This window comes from Cryobacterium sp. TMT3-29-2 (assembly GCF_004564305.1).
Classification (GTDB): domain Bacteria; phylum Actinomycetota; class Actinomycetes; order Actinomycetales; family Microbacteriaceae; genus Cryobacterium; species Cryobacterium sinapicolor.
The window spans coordinates 69,414-81,378 of the sequence record NZ_SOGK01000011.1 but is presented as its reverse complement, the minus strand read 5'-3'; the positions used below and the strand labels follow the sequence as shown (position 1 = coordinate 81,378).

13 protein-coding genes and 1 tRNA gene are annotated in these 11,965 nt (G+C 67.1%); 5 read left to right on the top strand and 9 right to left on the bottom strand.

What is annotated here, in order from left to right; genetic code table 11:
- The 3 genes from E3O67_RS16760 to E3O67_RS01675 form a co-directional block, all read left to right on the top strand.
- Nucleotides 1–497: hypothetical protein (locus tag E3O67_RS16760; RefSeq protein WP_167726413.1), on the top strand; the 497-nt coding region annotated here is incomplete at its 5' end.
- 119 nt (nt 498–616) lie between these two features.
- Entirely contained in the window at nt 617–1,042 is a 426-nt protein-coding gene (locus E3O67_RS01680) for a dehydrogenase (protein ID WP_370259828.1), read from the top strand.
- A 156-nt stretch (nt 1,043–1,198) separates the two neighbouring features.
- Nucleotides 1,199–2,794, top strand: a complete 1,596-nt coding sequence (locus tag E3O67_RS01675; protein WP_135101615.1) for a diguanylate cyclase — start codon at nt 1,199–1,201, stop codon at nt 2,792–2,794.
- On the opposite strand, the gene radA is transcribed toward E3O67_RS01675, so the two are convergent.
- Both radA and E3O67_RS01665 read right to left on the bottom strand, forming a co-directional pair.
- On the bottom strand, nt 2,791–4,155 hold the full coding sequence (radA, locus tag E3O67_RS01670; protein ID WP_134427827.1) for a DNA repair protein RadA: 1,365 nt from the start codon (nt 4,153–4,155) through the stop codon (nt 2,791–2,793). The two genes, E3O67_RS01675 and radA, sit on opposite strands and share 4 nt — an antisense overlap.
- Nucleotides 4,156–4,164: 9 nt before the next feature.
- On the bottom strand, nt 4,165–5,076 hold the full coding sequence (locus E3O67_RS01665) for an SGNH/GDSL hydrolase family protein (RefSeq protein ID WP_241981918.1): 912 nt from the start codon (nt 5,074–5,076) through the stop codon (nt 4,165–4,167).
- A gap of 131 nt (nt 5,077–5,207) precedes the next feature.
- Here E3O67_RS01665 and E3O67_RS01660 point away from each other — a divergent pair.
- Nucleotides 5,208–5,297, top strand: a tRNA-Ser gene (locus E3O67_RS01660).
- A gap of 247 nt (nt 5,298–5,544) precedes the next feature.
- On the opposite strand, the gene E3O67_RS01655 is transcribed toward E3O67_RS01660, so the two are convergent.
- Together E3O67_RS01655 and E3O67_RS16755 are read right to left on the bottom strand one after the other, a co-directional pair.
- Nucleotides 5,545–7,461 (bottom strand): hypothetical protein, encoded by a 1,917-nt coding sequence (locus tag E3O67_RS01655; RefSeq protein WP_135101613.1) that lies wholly within the window; start codon nt 7,459–7,461, stop codon nt 5,545–5,547.
- On the bottom strand, nt 7,458–8,384 hold the full coding sequence (locus E3O67_RS16755) for a tyrosine-type recombinase/integrase (protein ID WP_167726411.1): 927 nt from the start codon (nt 8,382–8,384) through the stop codon (nt 7,458–7,460). The genes E3O67_RS01655 and E3O67_RS16755 overlap by 4 nt, the downstream gene beginning before the upstream one ends.
- A gap of 258 nt (nt 8,385–8,642) precedes the next feature.
- Between E3O67_RS16755 and E3O67_RS16750 the strand changes: the two genes are divergently transcribed.
- Nucleotides 8,643–8,900: a hypothetical protein gene (locus E3O67_RS16750; protein ID WP_167726409.1), complete on the top strand. Its 258-nt coding sequence runs from the start codon at nt 8,643–8,645 to the stop codon at nt 8,898–8,900.
- Between the two features lie 4 nt (nt 8,901–8,904).
- Here the strand turns inward: E3O67_RS16750 and E3O67_RS01645 are convergent, their stop codons facing one another.
- From E3O67_RS01645 to E3O67_RS01625, 5 genes are all read right to left on the bottom strand, one after another.
- Nucleotides 8,905–9,816, bottom strand: coding sequence for a hypothetical protein (locus E3O67_RS01645; protein ID WP_135101609.1), 912 nt, complete (start codon nt 9,814–9,816; stop codon nt 8,905–8,907).
- A 129-nt stretch (nt 9,817–9,945) separates the two neighbouring features.
- Nucleotides 9,946–10,290: a hypothetical protein gene (locus E3O67_RS01640; RefSeq protein WP_135101607.1), complete on the bottom strand. Its 345-nt coding sequence runs from the start codon at nt 10,288–10,290 to the stop codon at nt 9,946–9,948.
- The gene (locus E3O67_RS01635) at nt 10,271–11,086 is read right to left on the bottom strand and encodes a metallophosphoesterase (protein WP_167726407.1); all 816 of its coding nucleotides are present in this window, start codon (nt 11,084–11,086) and stop codon (nt 10,271–10,273) included. The genes E3O67_RS01640 and E3O67_RS01635 overlap by 20 nt, the downstream gene beginning before the upstream one ends.
- A 140-nt stretch (nt 11,087–11,226) precedes the next feature.
- Entirely contained in the window at nt 11,227–11,604 is a 378-nt protein-coding gene (locus E3O67_RS01630) for a hypothetical protein (RefSeq protein ID WP_135101603.1), read from the bottom strand.
- Entirely contained in the window at nt 11,601–11,927 is a 327-nt protein-coding gene (locus E3O67_RS01625; RefSeq protein ID WP_135101601.1) for a hypothetical protein, read from the bottom strand. The genes E3O67_RS01630 and E3O67_RS01625 overlap by 4 nt, the downstream gene beginning before the upstream one ends.
- Nucleotides 11,928–11,965 lie beyond the last annotated feature (38 nt).

Here is an 11,965-nt window from a genome sequence, read left to right as displayed (position 1 = left end):
AGCCGGGCAGCACGCCGACGCCCGCGGCCGAGGCCGCGTCGACGGGGGCGAAGGCCTCCGTCTCCGACCCGGCGGCGGCTGCGGCCGCGGCCGCGTGCGACCCGTCATCCGTGCAGGTCGAAGCGACCACCGACGCGGTCAGCTATGAGCCCGGGGCAGAGCCGATGCTGTCGCTCAGCGTCACCAATATCGGCGACGTCCCGTGCGTGCTGAACGCGGGCACGGCGACTCAGGTTTTCACGGTCTCGAGCGGCGCGGACGTCTACTGGACGTCGACCGACTGCCAGCAGGAGGCAGGCGACGCCGACGTCACCCTGCAGCCGGGCGAGCCCGTGAGCTCAGGGGAGGCGATCGTCTGGGACCGCAGCCGCTCGAGCCCGGAGACCTGCGGCGAGGCCACCCGCGACGCCGCGCCGGCCGGGGGAGCGGCATACAACCTGAGCGTGACCGTCGACGGCATCGAGTCGGCGACCCCGAAGCAGTTCTTCCTCTCCTGAGCCGCCCGGTGGTCGAGCGGCCCGGTGGTCGAGCTTGTCGAGACCCGTTCGCTCCTGGCATGGCTCTCCAGAGGTGCGCATGTCGGGACCGCACCGCGTCAACTGGTTGAATGGAAGCCGTGACTGAAGAGACTCCACCGACGAATTCCCCTGCCCTCGCCGCCGCTCTGGCGGCCCAGGATGTGGTCGCCGTGGCCTATGCCCTCCGCAATGACGTGATGATCGTTCCGCAGCTGGTCGTCAACGGTCAGGCGGAGCAGGTGCGGGTCTTCGGGCGCGAGGGCACCGACCGACGGATGCTGCTGCTCTTCTCCTCCGCCGAGAACTACGCCCGCATGGTGCCCGACGAGGTCGATCCGCAGGTCATGGTCGGCGACGCGCAGTGGCTCCGCGAATTCCTCACCGTGCACCAGCAGGTGCTCGAGATGGTGTTCTTCGACATCGCCGGTCCGCACGTCATGCAGGCCGCGCCGGCGGACCTGATGAGCGCCCTCGGCCCGCTACCCGGCGAGTCGGAGTCCGGCGAAGGCGAGCGCGGCGAGTAGCTCCCGATCGACCCCCTCAGGCTGGGGGTCCCCAACCGCCCGACCGGGCGGGCGCCCCGCGATAGGCTGACGTTTGACAGTGTTCGGCTCGCTTTCACAGCGGAATCCGACGGACTTCTCACGGTCAGCATTCGGCCTGTCAGGGAGCAGGTCAGAGTGGCGGGGACCGGGCAGGATCCGAACGACGCCCGCCTCGCGCGCGTTGAGCGTCAGTACTGGATCGACCGCAATGTCGCCCTCGAGGACGCCGAGGCCTGGCTGGCCGAGCTCGGCGAGGGAGAGCACGGCGCCACCGCACGCCGGTTGCTGGTTGTCGTCGCGGCCGTGCGCATCCGTCGCGGAGATCCGGGACAGATCGCCGTGCAGGTGCAGCAGATCCTGAGCTGGGCGGAGCAACACGGCGAACTCGCCCTGCAGTCGCGCTGTCACGACGTTCTCGGTTCGGTCTTTGAAATGGTGGGCGACCGGGCGCTGGCCCTGGAGCATGCCGTCGCCGCGAACGATCTGCTCGAGGACTCGGAGGTTCCGCTGATGCGAGCCGCCGCCCGCAAGTGCCTGGCCGACGCGCTCGGCTCGGCAGGGTCCCTCGATGAGGCGCGTCGCCGCTACGACGATGCCCTCCGCCTGGTCATCGACGACCCAGAGACCATCATCCGTTACAACATCCTCAACAATCTCGCCTACACCGAGTACCTGGCCCACAACCAGGCCGCGGCCCTCGCGGCCGTTGAACAACTGATCGGACTGTCCGAGGTGGGTGACCGCCAGATCGGCATGTACGCGCTCGACACGGTCGCACGCGTCTACCTCACCGCGGGGCGGCTGGACGAGGCGGAGGCGAAGCTGCTGCCGGCGATGGACCCGGAAGTCGGCGATCTGCATCCCGACGGCTCCGCCGCGGCCCTCGTCACCCTGGCCGTGATCTACCGCACGCAGGGAAAGCTGCACCAGGCGCAGACTGTGATCGACCGGTGCCGCGAGCTGGCCCAGCGGTTCGGGCTCATTCGATGGTCGACGGAAGCGGCCCGGGAACAGGCCGAGATCCACGCCGCCAATGGCGATTTCCGCGCCGCGTTCGAGGCGTACCGGCACTTCCACGAGCAGTCCGAGGCGCTCGGCGCGAGCGAGAATGAGTCGCGCGGGCGCATCCTCGAGGCCGTCTACCAGACCGCGGAGTCCCGCCGGGAGAGCGAGCGGTACCGCGAGTTGGCCGAGCGTGATCCGCTCACCGGACTGCGCAACCGCCGGTTCGTCGACGAGCACCTCGGCGCGGCGCTGATGCGTGTGCGGGAGGGTGGGCCGAGCGTGGCCATCGCCATGGTCGACCTCGATCACTTCAAGCGCATCAACGACACCCTGTCGCACGAGGTCGGCGACACCGTACTCCGCGAAGTGGGCAGCATTCTGATCACCGCCGCGGCATCCGCGGCCGACGGCATCGCCGCGCGCCTGGGAGGGGAGGAATTCCTGCTGATCATGCCGGGGATCGACGCCACCGAGGCGCACCTGCGCTTCGACGCCGTCTGCCGGGCCATCGCTGATCACGACTGGTCGTCGATCACCGGTACGCTGCCGGTGACCGCAAGCCTCGGGGTTGCCGTGGCGCCCGCCGACGGCCAGCAGATTTCGGACCTGCTGCGCGCCGCCGATGTGCGCCTGTATGTGGCGAAGCGCGATGGTCGCAACCGGGTCGTGCAAGCGGCCATCGTCTCCACGTCGAACCCGGTGGCCGAGCTGCTCGAGGCCCGCTAGAACGCTCGATCGAGCTCGACGTCGCGTGCGGACTGGCCGGTCGCGATCGCCGCGGCCACCGCGGTGCCGATCGACCCGGCGTCGGCGTCGAGACGGATGGTGAACCCGAGACGGGCGGCCTCGGCCGCCCGCAACTTGGCCGCCGTCACGGGCCGCACCTCTCCGGCCAGGCTGATCTCGCCGAAGGCCACGGCACCCTGGGCGATGGGCTTGTCTTTGAACGCGGACGCGATGGCGAGGGCGATGGCGAGGTCGGCGGCCGGCTCGGTGAGACGGATGCCGCCCACGGTCGACACGTAGACATCCATGCTGCCCAGCCCTGACAGGCTCGCCCGGCGCTCAAGCACCGCGAGGAGCATCGCCACCCGTGAGGAGTCCACCCCGTTGGTGACGCGGCGGGGGTTCGGGGCCTGGGTCTTGATCACCAGGGCCTGCACTTCAACCGGCATCGCCCGGCGGCCCTCGAGCGCCACCGTGACGCAGGTGCCGGACACGGGGGTGGAGCCGCGGCTCATGAACAGCGCGCTCGGGTCGGGCACCTCGGCGATGCCGTCGCCGGTCATCTCGAAGCAGCCCACCTCGTCGGTCGAGCCGAACCGGTTCTTGAGCGCACGCACGAAGCGCAGCGCGCTCTGCCGGTCACCCTCGAACTGGCACACCACGTCGACGAGGTGCTCGAGCAGGCGAGGCCCGGCGATCGAGCCGTCTTTGGTGACATGCCCGACGAGCAGGATGGGCAGGTTGCGGTCTTTGGCCACCCGGATCAGCGTGGAGGCCACCTCCCGTACCTGGCTGGGCATGCCCGCGAGACCGTCGGAGAGTGAGCTGGCCACCGTCTGCACCGAGTCGACGATGACCAGGTTGGGTTGCACGGCGTCGATCTGGCCGAGGATGGTGGCCAGGTCGGTCTCTGCGGCGATGTACAGCTCGGGCTGCAGCGCCCCGGTGCGCTCGGCGCGCAGCCGGACCTGGCTGACCGACTCCTCGGCGCTGACGTAGAGCACGCGGGACTTGGCGGCCGCGGCTTTGGAGGCCACCTCGAGCAGCAGCGTGGACTTGCCGACGCCGGGCTCGCCGCTGAGCAGGATGACCGAGCCGGGCACGATGCCGCCGCCCAGTACCCGGTCGAACTCGGCGATGCCGGTCGGCCAGTGCGAGACGGCCGTCGTGTCGACGTGCGTGATCGGGCGGGCGACACCGGGGCCGCTGACGCTGGCCGGCTTGAGTGCGCGCGCCAGGCTGGCCTTCTCGGTGGTGTCGACCACGGTGCCCCACTGCTGGCATTCGCCGCAGCGACCTGCCCACTTCAGGGTGGTCCAGCCACACTCGGTGCAGCGGAAGGAGGAAACGGGTCTGGCCATTCTGTGAGCCTAGCTCGGGCCGCTGACACCGCCGGTTTCCAGGGTGCTCGCGGTCGGCGCCGATGCGGGTTCGGCGGCGGGGGAGGGGAGGCCGGCGGGCGGGGTGGCGGGCAGGTCGGCAGGCGCTTTGGGCGCATCGGCCCCGACCGGGTCGGCAGGCCGGATGCCCCGCTCCAGATGAGCACTCAGCGCCGGCAGGAACGCGTCGGCCCAGGCCCGGTAGCCACGGTTATTGGGGTGGAACAGGTCCCCCGCGACATGCGTGGCGACGCTGCGCAGCCCGAGCCGCTTGGTCGTGGCGTGCAACGGCACCACGGCGAGCCGGTGCTCCGCGGCCACCTGGCGGATGATGCGGTTGGCGACGGCGACCATCCGTTCGTTGCGGGGCAGGTGGAAGCAGGGCAGGTCGGCGACCAGGGCGTGCGAGGGGAGGGCTTGGAAGATTTGCCGGATGCCGGCCTCGAACACGGCGGCGTCCCAAAGGGCGATGTCGTTGGCGCCGATCGCGACCGTGACGATGTCGGGCGTGAGTTTCACGAACTTGGGCAACTGGTCGCGCACGGCGAGCTCGACAGTCGCGCCCGACACGCTCAGGTTCACCACGCGCACCGTTCTGCCGGTGGACAGACGGATGTGGTCGGTCAGGATTCCGACGTAGCCGCGGGGCGGGGAACTCGCCCCGATGCCCTGCGCGGCGCTATCTCCGATGACGGCGTAGAGCAGCGCGCCCTTGTCCTTGGCTCGGGTGCGCCACCAGAGGGAGTGCACCGGCAGGGTCTCGTTGAGAATCGCTGAGCTCTCTGCGATGCGTCGCTGGAAGCCCCGGTAGTTGACGACGACGGCGGCACCAAGGCCGGCCGCGGTGGCCAGGGACCCGGCGGTCAGGACAAAGGAACGGAGCCTGTGGTTCGCGGTTATCACCGGGAGAGAATACCGCCCTGTGCTGGGTTGGCGCTGTTCCGGGGCGTTCGGGGCCGTTCGGGACCGTTCAGCGACGGATCTCCGCCGCAGCGATTGGCGCACGGCCCCTGATTTCAACTAAACTCTCCCTCGGTACCGTGTCCGAGCGGCCGAAGGTGCAACTCTCGAAAAGTTGTGTGGGGGAGACTCCACCGTGGGTTCAAATCCCACCGGTACCGCCACAGGGGTTGTTCTTAGAACTGGTTGATTCTGTTCCAAGAACTAGTCCCAAAACGAATGGTCTCCGAGATTTCGGAGGCCATTTGTCGTTTCCGGCGTGGGTAGCGCGTGGTTTCCCGCTCATGCGGACTGGTGGGCGCGGATTAAATGACAACGCACGGCCAGGGATGCCCGAGCGGCCGTTTTTCGGCGCTGCGGATTGTCCTGGTCGTGCGGTGGAGTGATGAGTGGCGGCGTCGGTGTGCGCGGTTAGGTTCGGAGCGGCGGGTCGAGTTCCTCGCCGGCCGGGGCACCGGGGAGCACCCTGAGTGGCCACTTCGCTTTGTAGTTGGATATGCCTTCGCGGTCACGGCGGCGCGTCTTCCGCAGGGGCCCCAAGTTCTGACCGGTCGTGTTGCTCTTGGACGTTCGGGTTTCGCGGTCAGTGAGGAAGGTAACGATTTTCCTGATGTTGGCTGACACCAGCAACATGGTCGCCATGATCTGGTGTGCGGCGAATCCGCGGATTCGACGGCGTGCTGGAGTGTCAGCTGCTTCGTGTCCGACGTCTTTCACATAGGCGTGGTAGCTCTCGTCGGTGTTGCGGCCGATGCGGTACGCGTCGCTCCATTCCTTCGACTGGTAGCGGAATAGTTGAGCGTCGCGGATGCCGTCTTCGGGTCCAAAGTCCACCGAGCTCTGCGTGCAGATTGAATCGGGGGCCTTTGGAACATTGCCCTCAAGGACGGCGATGCGGATTTTATCGGTCGCGTTGCGGTGGAGTTCGCGCAGGGGGCATTCCACTGTCGCGTTCGGACCGACGGCGGGGCACATCATCGGTGTGTGCCCCCGTGCGTCGGGTTTCTCCTTGGGGCGGAGCTCGAAGGCCGTTCGTTCTTCGAGCCGTTTGCGGTAGGTGTCGTCGTCTATCGTGTGGGCTTCTGCATCGACTGAGGCGTTGAGGAGGTCCATTGGGGTCCCGGCGCAGTAGTGGCGGCCTTCTACCTGTATGGCACCGGCTTTGCCTCCCTTGATTCCCAACCCGGTCTTCTTGTAGTCGGTGATGACGGCCCACCCCATTTCCTTCACGGGGATGTGCAGGGACTTGGCTGAGAGGGTCGCGAAGTAGAGGCGGTCGGCGACGACGGTTCCGGGGGTGTGACCACGGTCAGCAATGGACTGGAGGACCCGCACGGTTTCACTGGCGACGTGTTGAGTGCCCGGCAGACTCATTGAGAATCCGAGGGCAATGTTGGGGAATTCGGCCTGGTTGACGGGGCGGTTCGGTACTAGAACGGCGATGCTTCCAGCCCGACCCCACACGAAGTCCTTGTCTGGTTTGCTTCCCGGACCTGACTCCTCGCGTCTTTCCGCGTTGATCGGGTACCAGCCGGAGTCCTGTTCGAGGACGAGCTTGTCCGAGTAGTTCTTGCCGGTTTTTGGGTTGACCCTCAGCTCCAGGCCGGTTTCCTTGTCGACAGGGGAGCGCCCCCGCGGGCTGGCTGCGACCATGGGAGTCTGGTCAATTCCGATAGTGGTGTGCTGATTGATGAGCCTCCGCACATCGCGCGGTAGGAGCCGAAACGTCATTTCCAGGAGCGAGTCGGAAAACCAGTTGAGCCGTTCCCGTCCCTGCGCGACGACCTCCGGGTCGCGCAGCTCGACGATTCGGTCACGCTGAGATCGGTTGGTGAGTCTGTAGAGCGGGGTATCGGGGTAAGGGTCCATGAGAGCTTTCATGCGGTGGAATGCGTTCCACGCGGTGTTGTACCAGCGCCTCGCCTCCGTGCGTCCTCTCGCCGTCCCGGACAAGTTGGCGGGGAGACCAAGGAAGACACGCGCTTCCTTTGTTAGGCGACGATGCAGGACGGCTCCCATCTCCGTGGCCCAAAGGGGGGTGTGCTCGCGTGCGAGGAGGAGCAGGACGATGAGGATGACGCGGTCATCAATCTTCGGGGGGCGTCCGCCGGGATGCGTGCCTTGGCGGGCTTCCTGACGCCACGTGGCGAGTTGCTCCAGCATCTTGGAACCGTCGATCATCGTGGCGGCTCGGCGTACGTCATCGAGGTCAAACTTGGATGTCCGGCCCGAGGTGGTCCCAATGGCGTCGTCGAGGAGATGCTCGAACGCGGTGCTCTCCTGCACCTCGTCGTGCACCTCGAGGGCGCCGTCCGTGATGCCGCTCATCGAGTCGGCCCCGCTCCGGAGATGAGGTGGCGGACTTCGACCATGTCATATGGAGTCATGGCCCGCACGTAGGGCGCGAGCGAGGTTGGACTTGCCAGTCCGGCTAGCTCCAGCAGGATGTCTAGTCTGAGGCCGGCGTTGAGGTGCCGCACAATCCAGGTGGCGCGGAGCCTGGTCGCTGATGGCGTGGGTTCATCTGGGGCATCGATGCCGAACTGGTGGATCACGCGGGCCGGGTATTCGGGCAGACGGTAGCCGGCGAACAGCCACTCGCCGGGCTCGCGGCCATTGATGCCCGTAGCGAGGGCGCGGCGCCACTCGACGCGGAGCGGGACCGAGCGAGGGTGGTTGCCGCGCACGCTGACCAAAAGGTCGTCGCCGTCGGTGCTGACGTCGCTGACGCGTGCGAGGGCGATCTCTTCGGCACGCATGCCGGCTCCGGCGCCGAGCGCGAGGAGGACGTGTGCGTTCATTCGTCGCTCCTCGTTCGTGCGTCGCGCGGCAGAGCTTCGGAAGGTGATGAGATCCCGGTTGGCGTAGGGGCGCACCGAGGCTGGGTGATTCCGGGTCTGACGGTCGGGCGTGGCGGCGGTGAAGTGCGTGACGAGGCTGTTGAGACGTTGAGCGGTCTGCTGCTGGTAGGTCTCGGCACGGGCAGGCATGACATCGTGCACGAATCGGCGAATGAGCGCGGGCCGGAAGGCGGCTGCGGGATCCAGGTTCGCTGCCGCTGTCTGCCACAGCCAGTGGGCAAACTTCGCGGTCGCTGCAAGATAGTTCCGTGCAACACCACGAGTTTGGAGCCCGAGGCTCGTCACACTGTCGCGAACGAAGGATTCAATCGTCGTCCAGTGCACGGCCGGCATCACGGCCACGTAATTGTCGATGACGCGCTGCACCGCCGGCGGGCTGACGGCGTTCATGCTTGGCCACCGCAGGACGGCGTGAGGGGCGGAAAGCCGTCGAATGGTCGGATGACAGGGAAAGTGCTCTGGGGGATGCTCATATAGGTGGGACATGCGGAGGATCCGGGCCATTTCGCCGAAGCGTGCCCTATTAGGGCGCCCCATCCGGTAGTGTGGGCGACCGTGACCAATCCGCGTTTTCGGCCCCGAGCCTCCTGCGAACCGTCGACAAACTTCGGAACAGCGCGCCTCGTGAAGTGGGAGAGCCCCGACGGGATGACAGAGAGCGCGCTTGATCAGCTGGGCACGGCCAAAATCCAGCACGTGCATGCGCAGCAGGTCCGTGCCGCGCTCGCAGCGGATGGTGCGACCATCGCGTCCTATGCCAAGGACAACGGAACCGATATGACCCGGTTGGGTCGGATCCTTCGAGGGGACGTGATCATGAGGATTGAAGACATGGTCAATGCGGAACGCAACCTCAAACTGCGGGAACGACGCGCCGTCGCCGGTGAGGCCCCGAGTCAGCGCTGACGGATCAGCGCGGGGTGGCGACCGCATCTCGCAAAGCATTCCGAAAGTACGTGGCGTCGGGTTCCCGAACGAACCGGAGGAACCGGTCCAACGCTTCAGGCGACTGCAACCCGGCAGCGCGCATCAACGGCACCAGTGGTGTGCCGGCCGCCAGATGCTGCACGATCCAGGTCGAGTGCATTCGTCGCGCCTGCAACCGGATCTTGCCCTCCGCCCGCGAGACAAAGTCCGTGATCAGGTTCCGGTTGGCACCGGCGTGCTGTTCCCGGAACACCCACGTCTCGTCCCGACAGCCATCCGCCCGTTCGGCCAGGGCTCGTTCCCATTCACGCAGCACGGGAACCACCCGGGCGCGCTCGCCACGCACCGTGATGAGTACGCCGTCGTCGTCGGCTCTGATGTCTCCAATCGTGAGGTTGACGATCTCTCGTCCTGCCAGGCCGGCGCCGAGTCCGAGGGCGAGTAGCGCCTCCGCGTTCGACCTCCTTTCGGCAGTGGTCTGGGCGATTGCCCAACTCTTCAGTGTCACCACCTCCCGGGCGGTGTACGGCGCCGACGGATCCGATCCGCCCAGCGGTCGCAAAACCGGTGGTGCCTCCGCGTCGAGCAGCGCCTCCGAGATCCGGAGGAGCCGGGAGCGCAGGGTGTTTCGGCTTGCCTTGCTCCCGTATTGCGTCAGGCCGACGGCAATGAAGCGCTCGATCGTGCGAACGGCAAAGATCACGTCGCGTTCGAGAGGCATGGCGGCCGTCTGCCACGCCCACAAGGTCAGCGGGGTCGCCGCAGCGTACAGTTCCCTCTCGGAGTAGACCGTCCCCGGTGCAGCGTCAACGACAGCGGCGCGCACGAAATCCCCGATGTGGTTCCAATACCCCGCATCCATCCGGGGCAGATAGGTCGGCTCGTCGTGATTCACCGGGTATGCCCCTGTTTACGACGGGAGTACTGCACCGCGCCCGGTGCTCCGCAGGGGACTGACTGCCGCTTCTGGGCGGCGGTTTGAGACTCTCTGAACCCCGCGAGATCAGCCCGCGTGGGTCCAGCCTCAATCAGGCACGACACCGCCGGCTCCCGGCAGCTCATCACGGCTGATGGCTTCTATGGCGGCCACGAGCGAGGTCTGGGCCCAGAAAAAGTCAACGTCCTCGTCCCAGCCGTCGGTGTACATGGTCCATCGGCCACGAGCACCGACCCGGAGAGTGTCGATCGACCGTAGAGGACGGGTCCGGTCATTAATCGTCGGCGGTGCGCCGGCCCCACGTACCCGGGTCACGGTGCCCAGCTCGAGGTCAAAATAGTGGCGGCTATCCCGCGTTACGACGCGCCACGCGCCGCCCTCATCTCCGCGGAGTTCGCTCACGCGGATTGGTTCAACTGCCGGGTCGTCCATCGTCAGTCCTTTCTGGTTCGTGGGCGTCCGGCACGACGGGGGCGCCGTTCCGGTAGAGGAACTCCAGGCCGAGGGTGGCGGTATCCAGGATCGCCAGGTTCACCCGGTTCTTGCCGTTCATGTCGAGCACGACAACGCGGGTTAGGTAGGACGCTCCCGGCACGGTCAATACCTGGTCGTGGAAGTGGTGGTAGTGGCCTCCGAGAGTCAGCTGGGGGCGGGTTTGCAGGACGGCACGGCGAAACATCCCCCGACTTTCCGCTGCGTACCTGATGTCGCCCGTCGAGAAGCCCAGGTCCCTGGCGCGTCTGTCCAGATCGGGCTCGTCCATCAGCGGCGCTTCATGTCCGACTAGGACATCTGCGCGTTCGGTGCCCAGGCGCCGCAGGTCGCCTTCAGTGATCTGCTCCTCGGGCCACCAAGAAATGCCCTCCTTCCGGAGTTCGCGGTCGATGCTATTGGCGCCGCCGAGGGCGGCCAGGGTGGAGCGTCCGCCGATCTGGGCGCGGTACCCGCGGGGGAGGTGGGCGATGTTGGCCGTGATCCAACGCATGCCGTCGGGATCGACGGGATACTCCAGGAGCTTGGGGTGCCAGTCGTGATTGCCGTCCAGGAAGAACATGGTCATCTGATGCCGGCCCAGGGCGCGCGAGATCTTGTTGAGGTCGATCTGCCAGGTTCTTCCAGGCCACAGCACGCCCCAATCACCCAGTTGCACGATGACGTGCACGCTGCGGTCCGCGAAAGCCCGGAAAGCCTGCAGGGCGTGCCCGAGGTCCCCGTGGAGGTCTCCCATGATTCCGATCCGACGAACCGTGGACAGAGTCTGCACGGCGTACGGCGAATACGCTGAGCTGGGTGCCGGGCGGTGGGTCCGACAGAGCGGGGACAGGTCGTTGCGGGGGTCGCGATCCGGATGGGGCGCCTCGCCGGCGTTCATGGTTCAAACCGGATTTGCGGGATGACGCCGTAGTTGATGTAGCCGCCGACGAAGTGCACGGTTTCGATCTCGGCGGCGCTGAGCTCCCGCGCCGGCCGCACCGGCTCGATGGTCACAAGGGGGGAGCTGACGTACCGGCCAGTGGCCTGGCTGGCGGACACGACGGTCACGGGGCTGCCGATCTCGACCGGACCGATCCCGGCAAAGCTCAACCACTCCTGGTCGCCGGGAAGCTGGAGAGCCGCGGGGCCCGGGGTCCGCCGGTAGGCGCGCAGGTCGCCGTCGATGACGAGGACCGAGCCGTGTTCTGTGGTCAGCCGGGTGATGCCCGACGAGCCGGGCACCCCATCGGACGGCGCTTGTCTGCGGATCATGCTTCACCCCGGTCGCTGTCGAGATCGGGGGTTATGCGCTCGATCGCGGTCACCGGCGTGCTGCGTCGGGTGGTCGCGTCCACATCCGGAACGGCTAGGTCGATGAGCAGCTGCATGGAACGGCCGACCGAGCACTCGACAATCCTCAGCAAACGGACGGTGGAACCATCGCGGCGCAGAGTGTGGACCTGGTCGGGATCATCCGCCGCTGGAGTTCGGCTCATCTCGTGTCGGTCGAGGTCAAGCCAGTAGGTCGAGCCGGACTGGGTTCGGATCCTGAACTGCCCGGTGACCTGGTCCATCAGGGTGCTCATCGAGACCATGAGCCGGCCTCCGTGCAGCTGCGCAGCCGGACTGGGCC

Excerpts from the sequence above, each read along its gene's own strand:
- radA (WP_134427827.1), bottom strand. The coding sequence starts at position 4,155 with ATGGCCAGACCCGTTTCCTCCTTCCGCTGCACCGAGTGTGGCTGGACC.
- E3O67_RS01655 (WP_135101613.1), bottom strand. The coding sequence starts at position 7,461 with ATGAGCGGCATCACGGACGGCGCCCTCGAGGTGCACGACGAGGTGCAG.
- E3O67_RS16755 (WP_167726411.1), bottom strand. The coding sequence starts at position 8,384 with ATGAACGCCGTCAGCCCGCCGGCGGTGCAGCGCGTCATCGACAATTAC.
- E3O67_RS16750 (WP_167726409.1), top strand. The coding sequence starts at position 8,643 with ATGACAGAGAGCGCGCTTGATCAGCTGGGCACGGCCAAAATCCAGCAC.
- E3O67_RS01640 (WP_135101607.1), bottom strand. The coding sequence starts at position 10,290 with ATGGACGACCCGGCAGTTGAACCAATCCGCGTGAGCGAACTCCGCGGA.
- E3O67_RS01635 (WP_167726407.1), bottom strand. The coding sequence starts at position 11,086 with ATGGGAGACCTCCACGGGGACCTCGGGCACGCCCTGCAGGCTTTCCGG.
- E3O67_RS01630 (WP_135101603.1), bottom strand. The coding sequence starts at position 11,604 with ATGATCCGCAGACAAGCGCCGTCCGATGGGGTGCCCGGCTCGTCGGGC.
- E3O67_RS01625 (WP_135101601.1), bottom strand. The coding sequence starts at position 11,927 with ATGGTCTCGATGAGCACCCTGATGGACCAGGTCACCGGGCAGTTCAGG.